Raw genomic sequence first — 20,255 nt, 5'->3', positions numbered from 1 at the left:
TGTACACTAATTATGCAGCAAGTTGCTGCAAATAAACATTATATGTGTATTAAACTTGTTTATAATCGCTTATCTGAGGCTTTCTGGTAAACAGCGCACCTGCAACCGATAATAAAGGGCCTGCAAATAACACATACCATCCCCATTTAAAAGCAATTTGCCTAGTAAGGAATGCATTTATACCCTTGAATGGTATAAAACTAAAGCTGGTTTTTACCTTAAGCACTGCGGCTATAAGTAACAAAATGACTAAGGCCAGTGATATAAACGCAGCCAGCTTTGTAACCTTTGACTGGTTAAGCACCGCGCATATGATGCCTATAATACCTACAAGCATCAATAAAAAACCAAATGGCTGGTTTAGCTGGTAAACGTTCCAGTTAAAGAGGTGAAAAGGCCGGAGCATTGGGCAGTACGTGCCTATGATAAGAATAATAAACCCTAAAACAGAGGTTAGCGTAGGCAGGCGCATGTGTTTACTTTCTAATATCCATCTTGTCTGCGAAGTGGGCGCAATAATCGCGAAGATCTTCCACAATATTCTTTTCGCCGGTTGCACGTAAGAATGTATCGCCCATAGTTTGCAAGGTCTCATAAAAGAATCGTTTCATTTCATCAACCGGCATATCCTTAGTCCAAAGGTCTATTTTAAGGGTGTTCTTAAAACTTTGATCCCATAGCGAAAGCATCATGGCTTGTACAGGCAGCGCCTCTTTGTTCTGAGAATCTGTAGACTCCCACAGAATGTTTTCAGGAACGTTATTGTCGTCGAGTTGAATAGTGAGCTTTATTTCGGCAGTTTTCATTTTACAAGAAAGAATATTACAGCCACCAAAGTTATAAAGCTTAGCTCTATAACCCACAGCTTTTTAGTTTCAGTGAAGAAATTACGAAAAATTATATCCAGCAATGACACAACTACTGCAAAAAGAATAAATATCCAGCCTATTGTGGTGCTCCAATGCTCGTATGGGGAACCGGTAATTTTCGCCCCGTTTATAAAGATGTAGGTAGCAAGAGCAAAAAAGCCTGCAGTAGCAAAGTTAAGCGGTGTGAGCCTGAATTTGCGTGGTTGATTAATGTTTGCGGCCGCTTCGTTTTTGTGCGCCATATTTCTTCGCTGGTTTACTATTTGGATGGTTTGGTTGTTTCTTTGCTTTGGCAGCTTCAAATTTCTTTTTCTGCGCAAGCGACTTCTTCTCGTGAAAGGCACCTTTAAACTCAGGGTCTTCGCGACGCTTTTGCATATCTATTTCCTTAGCCTGCTCCTGGCGTTCGTCGTAAGGTGTCTCTTCCACAAAAACATCCTCCGGGAGTTTAGCTACAGGTATGCTTTGCCTGATCAGTTTCTCTATTTTACGTATGTAGTACTCCTCGGCAGGGTTGCAAAACGTGACGGCCTCCCCATGCTGGTATGCCCTGCCCGTACGGCCTATACGGTGCACATAATCTTCGTACACAACGGGCACATCAAAGTTAATAACGTGGCTTACATCACTTACATCAATACCACGGGATGCCACATCTGTAGCTACCAGCATCTTCACCTCATCGTTTTTGAACGAGTTAATGGAGTTAATGCGCGTGTTTTGTCCTTTGTTGGCATGCAGTACCTTAACCTCCGACTCACCGAATTTACGGATCAGGAACTTAGATACATCTTCTGCTGCTGTACGGGTTTTGCAGAAGATCATAAGCTTTTTAATCTCGTCACTTCTGTCCAGCAGTACTTTAAGCAGATGTATCTTGGTTTTATTGTTGGGCACATGATACAAGGTCTGATTAACAGTTTGCGCCGGTGTGGCCTGCGGCGTAACCTCTATCACCACGGGGAACTCCAGGAAGTTCGAGGAAAGGTTATGCACCTTGTCTGACATGGTGGCGGAGAAAAGCAGGTTTTGCCGTTTTACCGGCACCACTTCCAGTATGCGGTTTATCTGCGGCATAAAGCCCATGTCCATCATCTTGTCAGCTTCGTCAAGCACCAGTACCTGCAACGTTTTGGTAACAATATGGCCGGCGAGATAAATATCCATCAGTCGACCCGGTGTAGCAACAATAATGTCGACACCTTTATTTATCTGTTCAATTTGTTTTTTTGGGCCAAGGCCTCCGTACAAGACTACTGTACGTAGATCGGTATTTGCTGCAAAGGTTTTTATATTCTCCTCTATTTGCATTGCAAGTTCCCTTGTAGGTGCAACTATCATAGCGCGGGCATGCTCGCCCTGCGCATACTTTAGTTTCATAAGTATAGGTAGCACATACGCGGCAGTTTTTCCTGTACCGGTTTGCGCAATACCCATAACATCCTGTCCGTTTAAAATAGGCGGAATGGCTTTCTGCTGTATAGGCGTAGGCTCGGTGTAACCGGCGTCGGCGATCGCATTTAATATCTGCCGGTTAAACTTAAGGTCTTCAAAGGATACAGCCATAGCCGCAAAGATAGTGTTTTAGTTGATTGAGGCCGAAACCTTGCAGGCCATCAATTTACCAAAGCCCTGCTTTCGTGGTATTAATTGAACATATCCGGCTAAAACCTATCTTTGCTTTATGGGCACAATTCTCATCAAATCGGCTACAGTTGTTAACGAAGGAAAACAAATAATTGCCGACGTTTTGGTAAAGGACGGTTTAATTAATCGTATAGATAAAGAGATCAGTTCGAATGCTGACAGGGTAATAAACGCGGAAGGAATGCACCTTTTCCCAGGGTGTATAGATGACCAGGTGCATTTTCGTGAACCCGGACTTACACATAAGGGTGACATTTACACAGAGTCGAGAGCGGCTGTTGCAGGTGGCATAACTTCCTTTATGGAGATGCCTAACACGGTGCCTAATACTTTAACGCAGCAACTGCTTGAAGACAAATACCAGATAGCAGCCCGTAACTCCCTGGCTAACTATTCGTTTTTTATGGGCGCGAGCAACGACAACCTGGATGAGGTTCTGCGAACCGACGTTAAAAACGTTTGTGGTGTAAAGGTGTTCATGGGCTCTTCAACAGGTAATATGCTGGTTGATAACCCAACAACCCTGGAGCAAGTCTTCGCGCAGTCGCCCCTGCTCATAGCAACGCATTGCGAAGACGAAGCAACGATAAAGAGTAACCTCGAGGATTTCAAACAGCTGTTGGGCAACAACCTAACACCTAAAATGCACCCTAAAATACGAAGCGCTGAAGCTTGTTACCTCTCCTCTTCTATGGCTGTAAACCTGGCTAAGAAGCACAACACCCGTCTTCACATCCTGCATATTTCTACAGAACGTGAGACGCATCTGTTCAGCAATGAGTTGCCGTTAGCCCGGAAACGCATTACCGCAGAGGCTTGCATCCATCACTTATGGTTTAGCGATGCAGATTACGCAGAAAAAGGCAACCTGATAAAGTGGAACCCTGCAGTTAAAACTAAGGACGACCGGGACGGTATATTAGCTGCCGTTCTTGACGGTCGTATTGACGTTATTGCCACAGACCATGCACCACACACCATTGAGGAAAAAGCTCAGCCTTACCTGCAGGCTCCAAGTGGCGGGCCACTTGTCCAGCATGCCTTAGTAACCATGCTGGAACTTTATCATCAAGGCAAAATAACCCTTGAACAAATAGCAGAGAAGATGGCCCACAATGTTGCTACCTGCTTCCAGATAGAGCAGCGGGGTTTTATTCGCGAAGGATACTGGGCAGATCTGGTGCTGGCTGACCTTGCAAAGCCATGGACGGTGACACCAGAGAATCTTCTTTATAAAAGCGGTTGGTCGCCTTTTGAGGGGCAAAAATTTAACTCTGCGGTTACGCATACCGTAGTATCAGGTAACCTCGTATACGAGCAAGGCCAATTTGTAGACGAGAAAGTTGGCAAGCGAATGACCTTTGACCGTTAGTTATTGTTCGATACCGCACGATTGTTGCATGGTTTCGTAACAGAGAGCATCATTCAAAACGAACAAAATCTTGTTATACAATAAGTTAACTAGATGGCATCTAATTTGTTGCATGTTGCTATCATCGTTGTATAATGAAAAGTAACAGGCCACTTATCAGAATGACTTTCAGGCAGGAACGCTTCGATATCCTGATAAAAAAGCAGCGCAACGGTAAGGCTACTTTTAACGATCTCACTGAACTGGACGATATTGTTAACCGTGACCCTGATATACGTGAAAGCATATTGGAGGAGATGCAGGCAGATAGCAAACCACCTGCGCCCCATCAACCAAATGAATCAATTCTTAATTCACCAGCTAAACCTTCAACTATGTTGGAACAGATAAAAGCCTTTATAAACAGATTATTATACACCAGCAAATCCGGTTTCTCGCTTGGTTACAAAGGGTAGCATTTCTGCTGTTAGGATTCCTGAGCGGGTGGAATGTTAGTCGCTTTTTTTTCAGGTGGTGTAGATACCAATTCTCCGTCTTCATTAACATACGCCATCATGCTCTCTAAATCAGTGGCACCTGGGTTGTCTTTGCGCGCTTGTTTACGCTCTTCTTTGTCTTGTTTCTTTTTTTGCCGATTTTTTTCCAGCTGTTTTTTCATGAATGTTGCCTGGGATTTAGCCATGTACCGATTAAAATTTAAATGAATAAAAAAGCATCTGCCTGTAGGCAGATGCTCACGATTAAATATGATGTGATATTTTAAACCAATTTTACATTTACCGCGCTTGGGCCTTTTTTGCCTTCTTCTATTTCAAACGTTACGTTATCGTTTTCACGGATAGTATCGATCAAACCTGTTGAATGAACAAAAACGTCGTTCCTGTTGTCACTCTGTGAAATGAATCCAAAGCCTTTAGTGACGTTGAAAAACTTTACTGTACCTTCTTTTTGCATTATGCTATTTTTAATAAGTGCGCAAGGTAGGCATAAATTACCGGTTCACGGCATTATTTAAAGTTTTACTTTAATTTATAAGTTAAACGCACTAACTATCAATAATTAAAGTTATATTTAAAGAAATACTTCTAACAAATTGTCCGGCATCCTCAGTCCACCTGTACCGGCAGGTATAATTATCTAAGTACAACATCATGAGTAAGGAAAAAAGTTCTTCCAGAGAGAAGAAAAAAGAAAAAAGTGTTACGGTTAACAAAAAGGTATCTTCCTACCAGTCTGGTAAAGAAACAGTATCTGCTACACTTAATCCCAAACAAAAATAATCATGAACGAAAAAACGGTTGAGGCAGAAACCCGCCTTTATTCATACGAACTAATGAACACTGCCCGTGAACATGGCTTTAAAGCGGATGATGTATGGGAACTTAGCCTGGTGTCAGACACGGAGAAATCGCGGTTGCAAAAAAATTATTATCCTACTATAGCAACTAAAATGCTGCCGGAAGCGGTACTGGAGGTATATACCCAGCTTAAATCGCGTTTGAGCAACTCACTTAGTACCAGCGAAAACACACCGGACAAAAAGACCATAGCTGCTGATAGCCTTAACTATCTGGTAGCTTATAATCTAAAGCGCCCGCGTAACTAGTAATAGATGTGTACCAAAGTATTTTTGGTACACATCTATTTTATACCGTTTCGTTGTTCCCTTCTGGTGGTGTATCCAGGTAACTCTTACTTACTGTGTCTGCTCCCGGTTCGCGTCGCTTGCCGTAGAATTTGGTTTGATTGAAATGGTCATGGTCATAAAAGTCTGTACCCACCATTACATTAGCGTCCGGTGCGACAAATACATTTCTTATTTGTGCTTCAGTGTCTGAGTCGATATCACGACCGTACTCATAAAGCGGCAGAGACAGTATTTGCGCCTTTGTAATATCGGGGATGATTACATTGTCTTTATGTTCATCCAGTTCTGCAACGCCTATTGGCATCAGCACACGGCCATCCTCAAGTCCAATATCGTTATTTTCCATGTGAACAATAATGTAACGTACTTTGCGCGAAGCCGGATTAAAAAGCAATTCGTCCACCTCGCCTAATTTGTTCCCTTCAGAATCCCGAACGTCCCATCCCTGAATATCAGGTTGCCCGTCAGCTATTTCAAAGTCACTATCGCTTAGCTCTGTAAGCTTACTAATGTCATCGGTGTTATCTGTAGAAGCCATAATTAAAAAATTTAAAGTTTGCTTTGCTAATTCTTTACGGTATCTCGCGGGAAGGCTACTATCTCCACGCTCCTGTTTTGCTGCCGGCCACGGGCACTACCATTTTCTGCAATAGGTTGTGATTCGCCCAACGAGTGTACAGAGATCATTTCCCGGGCTAAGCCGCCTTTATTCACCAGCCAGTCGGTTACCGCATTCGCCCTTTTGGCACCCAGGCTTCTGTTTTGCTCCGTGGTGCCCGTGCTATCTGTATGGCCGTAAACGCCAATAGCAGCATACTTGAACCGCTTGTTTAACGAATTAATTATCATTTGTAATCGTCCATCTGCACTGCCTTGTAACTTGCTGTCATTGGGGGCAAAAAGTACATTTTCACCTAACCCGTAAATGGTATATTTGGTGTTGCCTCTAACCGCAATCGCTGTATCAGTAACTTCATTATAGCTGGATCGGGCAAGATCAAAATCAACAGATTCCCAGTCAGGCTGCGAAGTTGCCACAGTTTTTGCGGAATCAACATTATTGGTGCTATTTTTTCCAACAGAATCTACATCAGTGGTTTTAAGTGCAGTGGGCTGGTAGCTTTTGTTACAACCACGGGCCAGTAAAAATATTACACCCAATAATACTACAGCCAGCACTATCCATATCCATATAGGGCTTCTTTGCTTCGGTTGTACATCCAGTTGTGCCATAATTAAAATTGATGGGGTAAATGTTTATATATCAAAGTCCCGCGAGCATTTTTGGTTTTAAAAAATGCATTTAAACTTAATTGTGAGCAGCTTTATACACTACTGAATTTAAGATCTCGTGTAAAATCTTTGTTTCTGTGCCTCCAATACAGCTGTTACTTTACTTACATTAGCTACATGAAAACTACCAACACCCTTGGCCGCCTTACCCGCGGCTGCATCACAACATTATTAGTGGTACCGGCTCTTTTGTCTGCAGGAACGTCTCTTGCGCAAACTAAAGACCCTGTAGTTGATGCCATTGTTAAAGAAGAAACCGACAACTCGCAACTGCAGCCTTTGGCACACCAGCTGCTGGATGGTATAGGATCAAGGCTGGTAGGCAGCCCCGGCATGGCTAAAGCCGGAGAGTGGGCTCTTGCCAAATACAAAGAGTTTGGTATTACTGCACGTCAGGAAAAATGGGGTGAATGGCGCGGCTGGGAGCGCGGCATATCACATATAGATATGGTATCACCCCGGGTACGATCGTTGGAAGGTACGCAGCTGGCGTGGAGCCCTAATATGAAAAAACCTGTTACTGCGGAATGCATTATCCTGCCGGAATTTGCAGATTCAGTAGCATTCCAAAAATGGCTTCCTGCGGTTAAAGGCAAGTTCGTGATGATATCTATGCTGCAGCCAACAGGGCGGCCGGATTATAACTGGACTGAGTTTGGAACTAAGGAGTCATTTGAAAAAATGAAGACTGATCGTGCGGCACAAATTGATGCCTGGCGCAAACGCATAGCAAATACAGGGCTAACATCGCGTACGCTCCCTCCCGCATTGGAGAAAGCAGGTGCAGCCGGTATTGTCACCAACAACTGGTCTGCCGGCTTTGGTGTAGATAAAATATTCAGTGCTTATACAAAAAAGATCCCGACGGTTGACATTGCCCTGGAAGACTACGGAATACTATACCGCCTGGCTGACGGTGGCGAAAAGCCGATGATTAAAATCCAGGCAGAATCAACGGAACTTGGTGCTGTACCAACGTTTAATATTATAGGTGAAATTAAAGGCACAGAAAAGCCAAACGAATACGTAATGCTTTCTGCTCACTTCGACTCGTGGGATGGCGGACAAGGCGCTACAGATAACGGTACAGGTACTTTAACCATGATGGAAGCCATGCGCATCCTCAAAAAAGTATATCCCAATCCAAAACGCACCATCCTGGTAGGCCACTGGAGCAGTGAAGAACAGGGCCTTAACGGTTCGCGCGCGTTTGTTGAGGATCACCCCGAAATTGTGGCAAATCTGCAGGCACTGTTTAACCAGGATAATGGCACAGGGCGTGTAGTAAACATTGGCGGCCAAGGCTTTCTTAATAGCTATGATTACATTAGTCGTTGGTTAACAAAAGTACCGGCTAACATTCGTGAAGGTATTACTACTACCTTTCCTGGCAGCCCGGGTGCCGGTGGTTCAGACTTCGCGTCTTTTGTAGCCGTAGGAGCACCTGGCTTTTCGTTAAGTTCGCTTGGCTGGTCATACGGCAACTACACCTGGCACACCAATCGCGACACTTACGACAAACTTGTTTTCGATGATATTAAGAACAATGCCATCTTAACAGCAATTTTGGTTTACCAGGCATGTGAGGACCCCAACAAAACATCACGCGACAAAGCCGTTATGCCAATTAACCCTCGCACCGGCGAGCAAAGTAAGTGGCCGTCACAAACCAAGGCAACCCGCCGCGGTGGTTTAGATTAAAGATAATAAACAGCATTTGCAGCCGTCTTGTAAGTACACACAAGGCGGCTTTTTTTTACAACCAACTTCAAGAGAAAAACGTTATTGTATATACCCTTGCTATTAAATGTACAACTCTTACCTTTTTACTGCGTATAACATATTATGCCTGCAACTTGCTGCCGGTAATATCATCCACTCCGCTCAAATGAGTTTAAGCCTGTTTAAAAGTCCTGCTATAACATTAGCTGCCGTGGTGATGAACCTTGCCCAGTGCCACACCAGCCAGGTTAAATCCACCATGGATGCTGCTGCCGATAGCAGCACTCGTCAAAGGCACATTCATGCGGCCGTTCCCCTAAAAAATATGTTTGGCATCAACAGTTATGAATGGAATTTCTTAGAGAACCCGGCCGCACCAAACAACCGCAATGGCATTTACGAAGATAACATGGCGCTCATTAAGTCGTTTAGCGCGGTTAGACATTATCTAAACTGGAATAAACTGGAGAGTACCGAAGGCAATTACACCTATAACCCTACAAATAATGGCAACTGGAACTATGATCTTATTTATACCCGCTGTAAGCAGGATAGCATTCTGGTGCTTGCGGATATAAAAAACCTTCCGGTTTGGATGATGAACTCCTACCCTGCCGACCAACGTAACGACGAGAACGTACCTGCTTACTATAACGCTGACCGGAGTTCACCAAAATCGTATGTTGTACAGGCACACACAGCCTTCCAATTTGCTGCGCGTTACGGTTATAACACCAAGATCAATCCTATGCTGGTAAAAGTAGACGCAAGACCACGATGGAAGAACGATCGGGTCAATGAAGTAAAAATTGGCATGGGTTTGATTAAATACATTGAATGCGGAAACGAGAACGACCGCTGGTGGAAAGGCAGCAAGGCAACTCAAACTCCCGAAGAATACGCTGCTAATCTTTCGGCATTTTACGACGGCCATAAGCATACCCTCGGCCCAAATGCCGGTGTAAAAACGGCAGACCCAGGAATGCAGGTGGTTATGGGCGGACTAGCTACTGCCGATGTTAATTATGTAAAACGTATGGTGGACTGGTGCAAGGCAAATCGGGGTTATAATGCCGACGGCACCATAAACCTGTGCTTTGATGTGATCAATTATCATCTATATTCTAATGACGGCAGCGTGCTTACGCACCGTAAAGCAACAACTGGTGTAGCACCGGAACTTTCCGAAGCGCCAGAAATTGCCAAGTCCTTTATAGATTATGCTAACAGCCTGCCCAACCATCCTCCTGTATGGTTAACAGAGGCTGGTTATGACATAAACCAAGGCAGCTACCAAAAGGCACCGCCAATTGGCACCAAAACACCGCTGATTACACAAGCTGATTGGATCTTGCGTACTTCACTATTGTATGCGCGAATGGGTTTTAACCGTTTGTTCTTTTATCAGTTGTTTGACGCTTATCCAAACAAAGCACAACAATACTCAACATCCGGACTTGCTGAAGGAACAAAGCGGCGTCCTGCTGCTGATTATATTCTACAAACTAGCAAATTAATGGGCGATTACTCTTATGTAAGTACACTAAACAGTGATCCGTTAGTAGACAAGTACCAAAAAGGTAAACAGGCGATGTATGTATTAACTGTGCCCGATCAAAAAGGAAGAACGACGCCCTATACGCTTACGCTTGGAGAAGGCGTCAAATCTGCAACACTGTATAACCTTATCCCGGGTTCTGACACTATGAAATCCACACAGCTAAAAGTTAACAACGGCAAAGTAACGATACAGGCATCTGAAACCCCGGTTTTTGTACAGCCTTTTAAATAACAAGTGCTGCTCGCAAGGTGGCTTGCAGTTGATGCACGTAAGTGCCGCCAAATAAATTAACATGAACCAGCAGCGGATATAAGTTCCAGAGCTTTACCCTTTGCTCCCATCCCGGCTGAAGCGGATAGGTAGTGTTGTAACCCTCATAAAATACATCGCCGAACCCACCGAATAGCTTGGTCGTTGCTATATCCATTTCGCGGTTGCCATAATACACCGCAGGATCTATCAGGTATGGATTGCCACCGTTGTTAATCAGGTAATTACCACCCCAAAGATCACCATGTACCAAAGCAGGCTGTTCTTTTGGATAAATGTCTGGTAGCTTACTGTGAAGTTCTTCAAAATCTTTAACGTCATGCTTACTCAGCAAGCGGGCGTCAAAAGCTAAACGCAACAAAGGAGCAATCCGTTCTTCAATAAAGAAATCAGTCCAGTCCTCATTGATTTTGTTGGCTTGATGTAACGAGCCGATAAAGTTGTCGGTTGAAAAACCAAAATGCTCATTGCTAACCTTGTGAAGCTTGGCTAGCTGCTCTCCCAGTTTTCTTAAGTTGTTATTAGTGGGCTGAACGCTATCTATCCACTCCAAGAGTAAAAAGCTATCGCTATCCACTTCGCTTTGTAAAATAACCTCCGGCACTTTGATAGTTTGACTAGCACTGATAGCTTCCAGCCCTTCTTTTTCCCGTAAGAACATGTACGGATAGCGGTCAAAAGAGTTTACTTTCAGGAAGTATTTACCTCTGGAAGTATTTAGCTGATAAGCTTGATTGATGTCGCCGCCGCTGACTGCATGATAGGTATTAACTGTAAAACTCAGTATGTCTTCTATGTATTTAATAATTGTAATTACTGGCATAATTCATAAAGGAATTCAGCGTACAATTAGTTTAATGAAGCCGCCTATGCCAAATATCCGCTTAAAAAGTTATTTTTGCGATTGAATGAAGCATATCCGTAATTTTTGCATTATAGCGCATATTGACCACGGCAAAAGTACCCTTGCCGACAGGTTGTTAGAATATACCAATACTATTACTCAGCGCGAAAGCCAGGCTCAGCTTTTAGATGACATGGACCTTGAGCGGGAACGGGGTATCACCATTAAGAGCCATGCCATACAGATGGATTATGAGCTTGATGGCCAAAATTATGTGCTGAACCTGATAGATACACCAGGACACGTGGATTTCTCCTATGAAGTATCACGTTCTATTGCTGCTTGTGAGGGCGCCTTACTAATTGTAGACGCTGCGCAAGGTATACAGGCGCAAACCATATCTAACCTTTACCTGGCGCTTGAAAACGATCTTGAAATTATACCCGTACTAAACAAGATGGACCTTCCCGGCGCTATGCCCGAGGAAGTTAAAGACCAGATAGTAGACCTGATAGGCTGCAAACGCGAGGATATACTTGCGGCATCCGGTAAAACAGGCATGGGTGTGCATGATATTTTACGTGCAATTGTAGAGCGTGTGCCAGCTCCAGTTGGAGATCCTGAAGCACCTCTACAAGCGTTGATTTTTGATTCGGTTTATAACTCCTTCCGTGGCATTGTAGCTTACTTTAAAGTTGTAAACGGCGAGATACGCAAAGGTGACCGTGTGAAGTTCTTCGCTACAGAAAAGCAATATATTGCCGAAGAGGTTGGCACACTAAAATTAAAACAACAACCTAAGGATGTTATTAAAACCGGTGATGTAGGTTACATTATCTCTGGCATAAAAGAATCTCGGGAAGTTAAAGTTGGTGATACCATTACCACTATTGCCCGCCCATGCGAAATCGGCATACAAGGCTTTGAAGAAGTAAAGCCAATGGTATTCGCAGGTATTTACCCGGTAGATACTGAAGACTACGAAGAACTGCGCGAATCTATGGCTAAGCTTCAGCTGAATGATGCTTCGCTGGTTTTCGAGCCGGAATCTTCGGCAGCTTTGGGTTTTGGTTTCCGCTGCGGTTTTCTGGGCATGCTGCACATGGAAATTATACAGGAGCGTCTTGAGCGTGAGTTCAACATGACGGTGATCACCACCGTTCCCAACGTGTCTTACCTGGCACACAGCACCAGAGGTGAAGAGATAACGGTGAACAACCCGTCTGACCTGCCTGATCCGAGTAAAATTGACTTTGTTGAAGAGCCTTATATAAAAGCAACCATCATCACCAAATCGGAGTTTGTTGGCCCTGTTATGTCGCTGTGTATACAAAAACGTGGTTTTATTAAAAATCAATCGTACCTCACCTCAGATCGTGTAGAACTGATTTTCGAAATGCCAATGGGCGAGATTGTATTCGACTTTTATGATAAGTTAAAAACCATTTCTAAAGGTTATGCATCATTCGATTACCACCAAATAGGTTATCGCCAGAGCGACCTGGTAAGGCTGGACATAAAACTAAACAGCGAGCCGGTTGATGCATTGTCATCATTGATATTCCGCGGAAACTCCTACGATTTCGGTAAAAAGATCTGCGAAAAGCTTAAAGAATTGCTGCCGCGCCAACAGTTCGAGATTATTATACAAGCATCTATTGGTGCCAAGATCATAGCACGCGAAACCGTAAAAGCAATGCGTAAAGACGTTACAGCAAAGTGTTACGGTGGTGACATATCACGTAAGCGTAAGTTGCTGGAAAAACAAAAAGCAGGTAAAAAAAGGATGCGCCAGGTGGGTAACGTAGAGATACCACAAAGCGCATTTATGGCTGTTTTGAAATTAGATTAACTAGAATCAAGAAACAAGAGTCGAGATGCAAGACAATGAGTATAAGTTTTGCTTTCTTTCCTGACGCTTGAATCTTACATCCTGACTCTATTATGCAGTTATTAGACGGAAAATACGTATCAGAAAAACTCAAGGTTGAAATTGCTGAAGAAGCAGCTAAAATACTGGAGCGCACCGGCCGCAAGCCGCACCTGGTTGCGGTGCTTGTAGGCCATGACGGTGGCAGCGAAACTTACGTGGCCAGCAAGATGAAGAACTGCGAAAAAGTAGGGTTTAAATCTTCCTTGGTTAGGTACGAAGATACCGTTACCGAAGAAGAGCTTTTGGCCAAAGTGGCTGAACTAAATGCCGACGAGGACATTGACGGCATTATTGTACAGCTGCCGTTGCCAAAGCACATCGATCCGGAAAAAGTTACCGAACGAATAGACCACCGTAAGGACGTGGATGGTTTCCACCCGGTAAACCTTGGTCGTATGCAGCGTAACTCACCTTCCTTTATCCCGGCTACACCTTACGGCATAACATTGATGCTTAAAGAATACGGAATTGAAACCGCAGGTAAGCATTGTGTAGTTGTCGGCCGTAGTAACATAGTAGGCTCTCCTATGAGCATACTGATGGCGCGTAACACGCGGCCCGGCAACTGTACCGTAACCATATGTCATAGCCGCACACCTGATATTAAGAAATTCACCCAAGATGCAGATATCCTGATCGTTGCTATAGGTAAAAAGAATTTTATTACTGCCGATATGGTTAAGGACGGTGTAGTGGTAGTGGATGTGGGCATGAACCGTGAAACTTCAACTGTGACTAAATCTGGTTACAAGTTGTATGGCGATGTAGACTTTGACGCTGTTGCACCAAAAGCTTCCTGGATTACACCGGTACCGGGCGGTGTTGGGCTAATGACGATAGTAGGTTTGTTAAAGAATACCCTTGCGTCAGCAAATAAAGAGGTTTACAGCTAAGCAGGTTATCTAAACGCCTGCTTTAGCTTATCCCAAAAATACTCCATACCGACATATAGCACATTATCTTTCACTTTAATAGGATAATGCTCTATGTAGTCGTTTTGACCGGGGTTGCCTTTGCCGGTATGCAGGTCATAACCAAAGCGGTGTATAGGGCAAATAAGTTTACCTTCTTTACACCATCCTTTACTCAGGTCAAAGCCCGCGTGCGGGCACGAGCTACCCAGCGCATACACCTCCCCTTCGTAGCCTACCAGGCAGATACTCTTGCCGCCGGCCTTTACTTTTTTTATAAACGCTTCACCCGTTGGTACCGGTTCATCTATAGCAACCCACTTCATTAAAGGTCTATCTTCAGGTTCATTAACGATGGGTTCTTCATTACTTCGTCCATACTGGTTACCAGTGTTACAGTGCGCCTGTCGGCAGATAGCATAGCCTTGCTATTATTAATCTTTTTTACCGGCCGCGCAAATCTTAACACCACTTTACAGGGCATATCAATCAGCATTGCTTTAGCTACTGATAACTTTGATCCAACCTTTTTCAAAAACAAGTTGAATTTAGTCTTGTCAACGCTCCGGTAGAATTTATTATCAGATATTTCGTAAACGTAATAGTCTTGCCCTGCTGTAAAACGCTGCCCTGCATCTAGAGCATTGTTAATTTTAGATGATCCATTCACCACGGTGAAAGCCGGACTATTTATCGGCAGGCTTGATATATGTTGGAGGTAGTACTGCAACTCGGCGGTAGTACTGGCTTTGTGCGTCAGGTTTACCTTCATTACATTGTTCTTCAGGTTCATTTTAACAGCCAGATCACTGCCTTGCGCAAGCTTTATCTCTTCAGCGTTCATCTTGTTGGCTATGCTGTCTGGTAAAGCATTGTAGAAATTTATAGTGGTATCCTTAACCAGGCTGAACTGTGGTGTCTCGCGGACTGAGTCGGACAGCAAATTGGTTAATACAGAGACCGCCCTGCTCATGTCAACGCCATACACTACGTTGCATGATCCATCTTTATTAAAGTCGTACCGTTCTTCAATATCAACGCATGAAGAACAGCATAGCATCAATATAAATAACGCCGGAAAATAAAGTTTCTTCATACAGGTCGGGCTGAGTATAATTATACCACTGGTCTACAACACTTTATTCTATAAAGCTAAAGGCAATATCTTACAAATAAAAGCGATTGCCCAACAAAACCGGCTATTCATCACCAAAATATCACCTTTCGTCTTTGTGCTTTATGCTTTGCTGGTAATGGTGTACCTTTGCAGCCTTAATTATGGCACACCAGGTTCCGGAAGATGGCACGCTGCTTCCTTTAATGGAAGAGTTTTATACGATACAGGGAGAAGGATATAATACCGGCAAAGCAGCCTACTTTATCCGCCTTGGCGGCTGCGATGTGGGCTGCCACTGGTGCGATGTTAAAGAAAGCTGGGACGCCGAGCTGCACGCCCTCACCCATGCGGACCTAATTGTGGCCAATGCTGCTATGCACCCGGCAAAAGCAGTGGTAATTACTGGCGGCGAACCGCTGATTTACAATCTTGACTACCTCACTGCTAAATTACATGATGCCGGTATCCGCACGTTTATAGAAACATCAGGCGCCTATCCAATTAGCGGTGAGTGGGATTGGATCTGCCTTTCTCCCAAGAAATTCAAAGCACCCACACAAAGCGTTGCAGATGTTGCGAATGAATTGAAAGTGATTGTGTTTAACAAGTCGGATTTTGCCTTTGCAGAACACCACGCTAAATTGGTTGGGCCTGGTTGTAAACTTTACCTGCAGCCCGAGTGGAGCAAGCATCTTGAAATGACCCCGCTTATTGTTGATTACGTTAAAGCAAACCCCCAGTGGGAAATATCCCTCCAAACGCATAAGTATTTAAATATCCCTTAAATGTGTAACTTAGGGTATTGATTCACGTATCAGTACCACGATGCGCATTCCTATTCTCCTCATTTTAGTTTACCTGTTCGTCCCAACTTTCGTATTAGCCCAGCAACGGCAATACACTACTACTGATAAGGACGCCATAAAGAACTTTGCCCTTGCCAATGAAAGTATTGACGAACATCTGTATGACGATGCCGTAACTCAACTCGAAAAGGCAATATCATCAGACAACAAGTTTATTGAGGCGCATTTCTTATTAGGAGATGTACTTCGTATGAAAAGGAACAATAAAGGGGCCGTGCAGCATTACCAAAAAGTCATTGATCTTAACCCTGAGTTCAATCGATCTGTCTACATGAAAATTGGTGACTCAGAGATAAACGAGGGTTTGTACGCAAACGCTCAACAGCACCTGGAAAAGTACATTACCTACCCTAACCTGACTCCACAAAACGAGGCTGCAGCACGCAAGCTATTGCGCGATTGTACTTTCGCCATTGATGCATTGCAGCATCCGGTAGCGTTTAAACCGTTGAATATGGGCGCCGAGATAAATACTGCAGCGGATGAATACCTTCCTGTAGCTACCGCCGACGAGAGTACCCTGATATTTACCCGTAAAATAAACAATAACGAAGATTTTTATAAAAGCGACAAGCTGCCAACCGGAAAGTGGAAAAACTCTGCATACTTAAGTAATGTGATAAACACACCAGCATATAACGAAGGTGCACAATCGATATCGCAGGATGGAAAGTATCTGTTTTTTACCGGCTGTAACCGGCCCGATGGACAAGGCCGCTGCGATATTTACATTTCCCAACGCAAAGGTGATGACTGGGGGAAGCCATTCAGCCTCAGCGCGCCATTGAACACTCCTGGTTGGGAAGCACAACCATCGGTAAGTGCTGATGGGCGCACCATGTATTTTGTAAGTAACCGCAAGGGTGGTTATGGTGGATACGACATATGGAAATCGCAACTGACCGAAAAAGGCTGGAGCAACCCCGAAAATATGGGGCCAAACATCAACACTGTTTACGATGAGCAGTCGCCGTTCATCCATCCGGACGATAGCACTTTTTACTTTTGCAGCAATGGCTGGCCGGGTATGGGCGGCAAGGATCTTTTTATTAGCCGCATTGGTAAAGATGGTAAGTGGGGAAAACCCGCTAATCTTGGCTACCCTATAAACTCTAGTGGAGACGAGAATGGCCTTACCCTTACAGCCAACGGCGCTTATGCCTTCTTCTCCTCTAATAATCTGAAGGGTTTTGGCGGGTATGATATTTACACGTTTGAACTACCCGTAAACTTGCGCCCCAACGTTGTTACCTACGTGAAGGGTAACGTAAAAGACATAAAAACTAAAGAGCCATTGGAGGCGGTTGTTGAGATAATAGACTTGGAGAAAAACCTTCCTGTTTACCAGGATTACAGTTCTGAAGATTTGGGTGAGTTCCTGGCGACACTTGCATCCGGTAAAAATTACGGACTCAACATATCCCGCCAGGGTTATTTATTTTATTCGGATAATTTTTCGCTGATTGGACATGTCACCAAGAGCGCGTTCAACATTAATGTGCTGCTCTCTCCGATTGAAGTCGGCAATAAGGTTGTGCTTAAAAACATCTTCTTCGATACAAACAAATTCGATTTGAAGATGGAATCGAAAGCGGAGTTACAGAAGCTTATTGAATTTTTAACGCTGAACCCAACTATCAAAATTGAGATTTCGGGCTATACTGACGATATCGGTAATGATGTGGCTAATCAGTCACTATCTGAAAACCGCGCGAAAGCTGTTTACAGCTACCTTGTTGGCAGCAACATCGCGGCAAGTCGGCTACTGTTTAAGGGCTATGGTAAAGCTGATCCTATTGTACCCAACACATCGGACGATAACCGCAGCAGGAACAGGCGAACCGAGTTTAAAATCATTGGTAAATAGCTTTCAGTAAAAAGTCCAAAGCCTAAGCACTGATGGCTTCGGCTTTGGACTATATGAAATTTTGCTTTAAGACTAACTTAATTGCCTACTTCAGACATAAATTTAATGCGCATTAGTTGCACTTCTTCACGGGTATAATCGTCGGTACCCAGTTCTACCAAAGCATCGTCAATTGAGTCTATTTCTGCCGTTTTAAAATAGTCAAAAACTTCCTCCTGCTTGTCCTCGTCTATAACCTCGTCTATATAATAATTAAGGTTAAGCTTGGTACCCGAGTTCACAATGGTTTCTACCTCTTTAAGTATCTCCTCGTAAGTTAAACCCTTTGAAGCAGCAATGTCTTCCAAATCGAGGTGCCGATCTATATTCTGGATAATAAATACCTTCAATGCCGATTTGTTGGCTGCCGATTTGATCACCATATCTACAGGGCGGTCAATATCGTTATCCTCAACATATTTCTTTATCAGGTCAATGAACGGTGCGCCAAACTTAGCTGCTTTACCTGCGCCTACACCATGTATCTGTTTCAGTTCATCAACGTTAACAGGATAGTGTGTGCACATTTCCTCCAGAGATGGATCCTGGAATATAACGAATGGTGGAAGGCCCTTCTGTTTTGCAATTTTCTTGCGCAGGTCCTTTAGCATTTGCAGCAAAGCGGTGTCCAATGCCCCACCGCCTTGTTTAGGCCCATCCTCGCCCTCATCCTCATCAGTAGGCCCCATTTCCCGGTTCAGTATAAACCTAATGCTGTAAGGATTCTCAAGGAAGTTAAGACCTGCTTTAGTAAGATGAAGCAGACCATAATGGTCAATATCTTTAGCTATAAAGTTGTTAAGCAACGCCTGGCGCAGTAGAGAGTTCCACAGGTTCTCACCGGCTTCTATCCCCGATCCAAAGTAATCTAATTTATCATGCTCGTAATTTTTTACCTGAGCATCATCCTTACCCATCAGTATGTTCACGATGTGGCAATCGTCAAACTTCTCACCAATGTGCTTTATCAAACTAAGCGCCCTGTGCAGGTGCTCCTCACCATCAAAATGCATTTTTGGTGCACAGCAATTGTCACACATATTATTGCAACCTGCCTCGTTAAAGTTCTCACCGAAATAATGCAAAAGCTGCTTACGGCGGCAAACAGAAGATTCAGCGTAATCGATAACCTCTTTAAGTATCTGTGTACCTATTTCACGTTCGGCTACAGGCTTGTCCTTCATGAACTTCTGTAGCTTGTCTATATCTTTAGCAGAGTAAAAAGCTACGCAAACACCTTCACCACCATCTCGCCCGGCACGACCGGTTTCCTGGTAATAACCCTCCATGCTTTTAGGCATATCATGGTGTACTACGTAGCGAACATCGGGTTTATCAATGCCCATGCCGAAGGCTATGGTCGCAACGATAACCTCAACATCTTCCATAAGGAATTTGTCTTGTGTATCGGCACGCACTTTGGGATCAAGCCCCGCATGATACGGTAATGCCCTTACGCCATTCAGGTTGAGCGCCTCAGCTACTTCTTCTACCTTTTTACGGCTTAAGCAATAGATAATGCCAGACTTACCCTGATTCTGCTTTACAAACTTTACGATCTCTTTAATAGCATTACGCTTTGCCCTCACTTCATAAAACAGGTTAGACCTGTTAAAGGATGATTTGTAGACTGTAGCGTTGTTCATCTGCAGGTTCTTCTGAATGTCCTGCTGAACTTTTGGTGTAGCGGTTGCAGTTAAGGCGATGATTGGAATATCGTCGCCAATATTGCTGATCACCTGGCGTATCTTGCGGTATTCCGGGCGAAAGTCATGACCCCACTCAGATATACAATGCGCTTCATCTACCGCTACAAACGATACCTGGTTAAGGCGAAGAAAATCAACATTCTCCTGTTTGGTAAGCGATTCCGGTGCAACGTAAAGTAGTTTGGTTTTGCCGCTCAGGACATCGTCCTTAACGCGTATGATGTCGGCTTTGGTAAGTGATGAGTTTAAAAAGTGTGCTATGCTGTCAGAGCCGCCAAATGCACGCAGTTGATCGACTTGATTTTTCATGAGTGCGATCAGCGGAGAGATCACTATCGCAGTGCCTTCGCTCATTAGAGCCGGCAACTGGTAACACATGGATTTTCCACCCCCTGTGGGCATAATCACAAATGTGTCGTTACCTGCTAAAATGTTAGTTATAATCGCTTCCTGCTCCCCCTTAAAATTATCAAACCCAAAGAAGTTCTGCAGGTTATCAAAAAGCGATTTTTTAGCTTCAATCATTATATGTACTGTACTTAAAAGTTTTAAATTATGGTTCAAAATAACTAAAATTTATAAATAAA

At 43.9% G+C, this 20,255-nt stretch carries 22 protein-coding genes; 10 read left to right on the top strand and 12 right to left on the bottom strand.

Features of this window, described 5'->3' with window-relative positions:
- Positions 1–49: 49 nt before the first annotated feature.
- Genes DYU05_RS03495 through DYU05_RS03480 form a run of 4 tightly spaced genes read right to left on the bottom strand, consistent with a single transcriptional unit; the run spans position 50 to position 2,435 of the window.
- Positions 50–472: a hypothetical protein gene (locus DYU05_RS03495; protein WP_117381588.1), complete on the bottom strand. Its 423-nt coding sequence runs from the start codon at positions 470–472 to the stop codon at positions 50–52.
- Positions 473–476: 4 nt separating this feature from the next.
- Complete coding sequence (gldC, locus tag DYU05_RS03490) at positions 477–806, bottom strand: gliding motility protein GldC (RefSeq protein WP_117381587.1); 330 nt, start codon at positions 804–806, stop codon at positions 477–479.
- On the bottom strand, positions 803–1,111 hold the full coding sequence (locus tag DYU05_RS03485; protein ID WP_117381586.1) for a hypothetical protein: 309 nt from the start codon (positions 1,109–1,111) through the stop codon (positions 803–805). The genes gldC and DYU05_RS03485 overlap by 4 nt, the downstream gene beginning before the upstream one ends.
- The gene (locus DYU05_RS03480; protein WP_117381585.1) at positions 1,077–2,435 is read right to left on the bottom strand and encodes a DEAD/DEAH box helicase; all 1,359 of its coding nucleotides are present in this window, start codon (positions 2,433–2,435) and stop codon (positions 1,077–1,079) included. The genes DYU05_RS03485 and DYU05_RS03480 overlap by 35 nt, the downstream gene beginning before the upstream one ends.
- A 118-nt stretch (positions 2,436–2,553) precedes the next feature.
- Between DYU05_RS03480 and DYU05_RS03475 the strand changes: the two genes are divergently transcribed.
- Positions 2,554–3,888: a dihydroorotase gene (locus DYU05_RS03475; protein ID WP_117381584.1), complete on the top strand. Its 1,335-nt coding sequence runs from the start codon at positions 2,554–2,556 to the stop codon at positions 3,886–3,888.
- A 134-nt stretch (positions 3,889–4,022) separates the two neighbouring features.
- Positions 4,023–4,343, top strand: a complete 321-nt coding sequence (locus tag DYU05_RS03470; RefSeq protein WP_117381583.1) for a hypothetical protein — start codon at positions 4,023–4,025, stop codon at positions 4,341–4,343.
- A gap of 11 nt (positions 4,344–4,354) precedes the next feature.
- On the opposite strand, the gene DYU05_RS03465 is transcribed toward DYU05_RS03470, so the two are convergent.
- Entirely contained in the window at positions 4,355–4,546 is a 192-nt protein-coding gene (locus tag DYU05_RS03465) for a hypothetical protein (RefSeq protein WP_235853943.1), read from the bottom strand.
- A gap of 101 nt (positions 4,547–4,647) precedes the next feature.
- Positions 4,648–4,842, bottom strand: coding sequence for a cold-shock protein (locus DYU05_RS03460; protein ID WP_117381581.1), 195 nt, complete (start codon positions 4,840–4,842; stop codon positions 4,648–4,650).
- Positions 4,843–5,039: 197 nt separating this feature from the next.
- Here DYU05_RS03460 and DYU05_RS21400 point away from each other — a divergent pair, with 197 nt between their 5' ends.
- On the top strand, positions 5,040–5,168 hold the full coding sequence (locus DYU05_RS21400) for a hypothetical protein (protein ID WP_262511247.1): 129 nt from the start codon (positions 5,040–5,042) through the stop codon (positions 5,166–5,168).
- A 2-nt stretch (positions 5,169–5,170) separates the two neighbouring features.
- On the top strand, positions 5,171–5,494 hold the full coding sequence (locus tag DYU05_RS03455; RefSeq protein ID WP_117381580.1) for a hypothetical protein: 324 nt from the start codon (positions 5,171–5,173) through the stop codon (positions 5,492–5,494).
- A gap of 40 nt (positions 5,495–5,534) precedes the next feature.
- Here the strand turns inward: DYU05_RS03455 and DYU05_RS03450 are convergent, their stop codons facing one another.
- Together DYU05_RS03450 and DYU05_RS03445 are read right to left on the bottom strand one after the other, a co-directional pair.
- The gene (locus DYU05_RS03450) at positions 5,535–6,074 is read right to left on the bottom strand and encodes a PRC-barrel domain-containing protein (protein WP_117381579.1); all 540 of its coding nucleotides are present in this window, start codon (positions 6,072–6,074) and stop codon (positions 5,535–5,537) included.
- Positions 6,075–6,100: 26 nt separating this feature from the next.
- Positions 6,101–6,769, bottom strand: a complete 669-nt coding sequence (locus tag DYU05_RS03445; RefSeq protein WP_117381578.1) for an OmpA family protein — start codon at positions 6,767–6,769, stop codon at positions 6,101–6,103.
- A gap of 177 nt (positions 6,770–6,946) precedes the next feature.
- On the opposite strand from DYU05_RS03445, the gene DYU05_RS03440 reads away from it, so the two are divergent.
- Together DYU05_RS03440 and DYU05_RS03435 are read left to right on the top strand one after the other, a co-directional pair.
- Positions 6,947–8,530: a M20/M25/M40 family metallo-hydrolase gene (locus DYU05_RS03440; protein WP_117381577.1), complete on the top strand. Its 1,584-nt coding sequence runs from the start codon at positions 6,947–6,949 to the stop codon at positions 8,528–8,530.
- Between the two features lie 106 nt (positions 8,531–8,636).
- Positions 8,637–10,343 (top strand): hypothetical protein, encoded by a 1,707-nt coding sequence (locus tag DYU05_RS03435; RefSeq protein ID WP_117381576.1) that lies wholly within the window; start codon positions 8,637–8,639, stop codon positions 10,341–10,343.
- Here DYU05_RS03435 and DYU05_RS03430 read toward each other — a convergent pair.
- On the bottom strand, positions 10,336–11,205 hold the full coding sequence (locus DYU05_RS03430; protein ID WP_117381575.1) for a fructosamine kinase family protein: 870 nt from the start codon (positions 11,203–11,205) through the stop codon (positions 10,336–10,338). The two genes, DYU05_RS03435 and DYU05_RS03430, sit on opposite strands and share 8 nt — an antisense overlap.
- 85 nt (positions 11,206–11,290) lie before the next feature.
- On the opposite strand from DYU05_RS03430, the gene lepA reads away from it, so the two are divergent.
- A complete protein-coding gene (gene lepA / locus DYU05_RS03425; protein WP_117381574.1) occupies positions 11,291–13,078 on the top strand; it encodes a translation elongation factor 4 in 1,788 nt (595 codons plus the stop codon).
- Positions 13,079–13,170: 92 nt separating this feature from the next.
- On the top strand, positions 13,171–14,052 hold the full coding sequence (locus DYU05_RS03420; RefSeq protein WP_117381573.1) for a bifunctional 5,10-methylenetetrahydrofolate dehydrogenase/5,10-methenyltetrahydrofolate cyclohydrolase: 882 nt from the start codon (positions 13,171–13,173) through the stop codon (positions 14,050–14,052).
- 5 nt (positions 14,053–14,057) lie between these two features.
- Here the strand turns inward: DYU05_RS03420 and DYU05_RS03415 are convergent, their stop codons facing one another.
- Entirely contained in the window at positions 14,058–14,396 is a 339-nt protein-coding gene (locus DYU05_RS03415; protein WP_117381572.1) for a Rieske (2Fe-2S) protein, read from the bottom strand.
- Positions 14,396–15,166 (bottom strand): hypothetical protein, encoded by a 771-nt coding sequence (locus tag DYU05_RS03410; RefSeq protein WP_117381571.1) that lies wholly within the window; start codon positions 15,164–15,166, stop codon positions 14,396–14,398. Before DYU05_RS03410 ends, DYU05_RS03415 begins: the two co-directional genes overlap by 1 nt.
- Positions 15,167–15,348: 182 nt before the next feature.
- Between DYU05_RS03410 and DYU05_RS03405 the strand changes: the two genes are divergently transcribed.
- Together DYU05_RS03405 and DYU05_RS03400 are read left to right on the top strand one after the other, a co-directional pair.
- Positions 15,349–15,972: a 7-carboxy-7-deazaguanine synthase QueE gene (locus DYU05_RS03405; RefSeq protein WP_117381570.1), complete on the top strand. Its 624-nt coding sequence runs from the start codon at positions 15,349–15,351 to the stop codon at positions 15,970–15,972.
- A 40-nt stretch (positions 15,973–16,012) separates the two neighbouring features.
- Positions 16,013–17,920, top strand: coding sequence for an OmpA family protein (locus tag DYU05_RS03400; RefSeq protein WP_117381569.1), 1,908 nt, complete (start codon positions 16,013–16,015; stop codon positions 17,918–17,920).
- Positions 17,921–17,997: 77 nt separating this feature from the next.
- On the opposite strand, the gene recQ is transcribed toward DYU05_RS03400, so the two are convergent.
- Positions 17,998–20,190 (bottom strand): DNA helicase RecQ, encoded by a 2,193-nt coding sequence (gene recQ, locus DYU05_RS03395; RefSeq protein WP_117382942.1) that lies wholly within the window; start codon positions 20,188–20,190, stop codon positions 17,998–18,000.
- Positions 20,191–20,255 lie beyond the last annotated feature (65 nt).

Source organism: Mucilaginibacter terrenus (genome assembly GCF_003432065.1).
Lineage (GTDB): Bacteria > Bacteroidota > Bacteroidia > Sphingobacteriales > Sphingobacteriaceae > Mucilaginibacter > Mucilaginibacter terrenus.
Note: the sequence above shows the minus strand (reverse complement) of the source record. Positions and strands in the feature narration are given on the sequence as shown.

Coding starts and splice junctions, on each gene's coding strand:
- DYU05_RS03495 (WP_117381588.1), bottom strand. CDS start 472: ATGCGCCTGCCTACGCTAACCTCTGTTTTAGGGTTTATTATTCTTATC.
- gldC (WP_117381587.1), bottom strand. CDS start 806: ATGAAAACTGCCGAAATAAAGCTCACTATTCAACTCGACGACAATAAC.
- DYU05_RS03485 (WP_117381586.1), bottom strand. CDS start 1,111: ATGGCGCACAAAAACGAAGCGGCCGCAAACATTAATCAACCACGCAAA.
- DYU05_RS03480 (WP_117381585.1), bottom strand. CDS start 2,435: ATGGCTGTATCCTTTGAAGACCTTAAGTTTAACCGGCAGATATTAAAT.
- DYU05_RS03475 (WP_117381584.1), top strand. CDS start 2,554: ATGGGCACAATTCTCATCAAATCGGCTACAGTTGTTAACGAAGGAAAA.
- DYU05_RS03470 (WP_117381583.1), top strand. CDS start 4,023: ATGAAAAGTAACAGGCCACTTATCAGAATGACTTTCAGGCAGGAACGC.
- DYU05_RS03465 (WP_235853943.1), bottom strand. CDS start 4,546: ATGAAAAAACAGCTGGAAAAAAATCGGCAAAAAAAGAAACAAGACAAA.
- DYU05_RS03460 (WP_117381581.1), bottom strand. CDS start 4,842: ATGCAAAAAGAAGGTACAGTAAAGTTTTTCAACGTCACTAAAGGCTTT.
- DYU05_RS21400 (WP_262511247.1), top strand. CDS start 5,040: ATGAGTAAGGAAAAAAGTTCTTCCAGAGAGAAGAAAAAAGAAAAAAGT.
- DYU05_RS03455 (WP_117381580.1), top strand. CDS start 5,171: ATGAACGAAAAAACGGTTGAGGCAGAAACCCGCCTTTATTCATACGAA.
- DYU05_RS03450 (WP_117381579.1), bottom strand. CDS start 6,074: ATGGCTTCTACAGATAACACCGATGACATTAGTAAGCTTACAGAGCTA.
- DYU05_RS03445 (WP_117381578.1), bottom strand. CDS start 6,769: ATGGCACAACTGGATGTACAACCGAAGCAAAGAAGCCCTATATGGATA.
- DYU05_RS03440 (WP_117381577.1), top strand. CDS start 6,947: ATGAAAACTACCAACACCCTTGGCCGCCTTACCCGCGGCTGCATCACA.
- DYU05_RS03435 (WP_117381576.1), top strand. CDS start 8,637: ATGTACAACTCTTACCTTTTTACTGCGTATAACATATTATGCCTGCAA.
- DYU05_RS03430 (WP_117381575.1), bottom strand. CDS start 11,205: ATGCCAGTAATTACAATTATTAAATACATAGAAGACATACTGAGTTTT.
- lepA (WP_117381574.1), top strand. CDS start 11,291: ATGAAGCATATCCGTAATTTTTGCATTATAGCGCATATTGACCACGGC.
- DYU05_RS03420 (WP_117381573.1), top strand. CDS start 13,171: ATGCAGTTATTAGACGGAAAATACGTATCAGAAAAACTCAAGGTTGAA.
- DYU05_RS03415 (WP_117381572.1), bottom strand. CDS start 14,396: ATGAAGTGGGTTGCTATAGATGAACCGGTACCAACGGGTGAAGCGTTT.
- DYU05_RS03410 (WP_117381571.1), bottom strand. CDS start 15,166: ATGAAGAAACTTTATTTTCCGGCGTTATTTATATTGATGCTATGCTGT.
- DYU05_RS03405 (WP_117381570.1), top strand. CDS start 15,349: ATGGCACACCAGGTTCCGGAAGATGGCACGCTGCTTCCTTTAATGGAA.
- DYU05_RS03400 (WP_117381569.1), top strand. CDS start 16,013: ATGCGCATTCCTATTCTCCTCATTTTAGTTTACCTGTTCGTCCCAACT.